At 64.7% G+C, this 822-nt stretch carries 2 protein-coding genes; one reads left to right on the top strand and one right to left on the bottom strand.

Features of this window, described 5'->3' with window-relative positions:
- A partial coding sequence (locus AC1DWF_RS33425) for a helix-turn-helix domain-containing protein (RefSeq protein ID WP_476842794.1) occupies positions 1-263 on the bottom strand: 263 nt, incomplete at its 3' end.
- A 163-nt stretch (positions 264-426) separates the two neighbouring features.
- Between AC1DWF_RS33425 and AC1DWF_RS33430 the strand changes: the two genes are divergently transcribed.
- Positions 427-822 (top strand): M20/M25/M40 family metallo-hydrolase (locus AC1DWF_RS33430; RefSeq protein WP_476842795.1); only part of this gene is annotated, 396 nt, incomplete at its 3' end.

The raw sequence follows: 822 nt of genomic DNA on the forward strand, positions 1-822 counted from the left end.
GCCTGCTCCTCGAGCCCGCGCAGCCGTTCCTGGAAGGCGGCGGGGCGGGCGAAATACTCGATGCCGATGCCGAGCAGGGAAAGGGGCGAGACCTTGAGGAGTTCCGCGAGGCGGCGGATGGTCTCCAGCTTGATGACCTCGCCCTTTTCGTAACGGTAGAGTGCGGCGCGCGAGACGCCGAGTCGCGCGGCGATTTCCTCCACCCGCATGCCCGATTCCATGCGATAGGCCCGCAGCTGCTGTCCAATCTCAGCGAATTTCATGAAATTTGCCCTGTCGCYCGCAGATTACAACCATAAGGTGGCACTGGAATAGATACACAACCAACTCTAACGAGATTAACCTTCGCCCTGCAAGACATGGATCAAAAATCATCACGCTCCTTTGGATACCCCATCGGGCGATTCCGGCCTAGGCTCCCTTTCCATGAATCCAGACCTCCACTCGACCCTCACCGGCTGGCGCCGGCATCTCCACGCCAATCCGGGCCTGACCCTCGACGAGGGCGAGACGRCCAACTTCGTGGTGGAGAAGTTGCGGTCGCTGGGCGTCACCGACATCGAGAGCGGCATCGGGGGCCATGGCGTCGTGGCCACCTTGCGGAGGCAGGCGAGCGTCGTGGGCGGCAACCGCAGCRTCGGSCTGCGCGCCGACATGGACGCCCTGCCCATCCAGGAGGCGGACGAGACCCTGCCGCACCGCAGCCGCAAGCCCGGCGTGATGCACGCCTGCGGCCATGACGGGCATACTGCGGCGTTGCTCGGCGCTGCCGCGCTTTTGCAGGCCGACACCTCCTGGAGCGGCACGGTGCGGCTGGTCTTC

The organism is Aminobacter sp. P4_D5, from assembly GCF_056401815.1.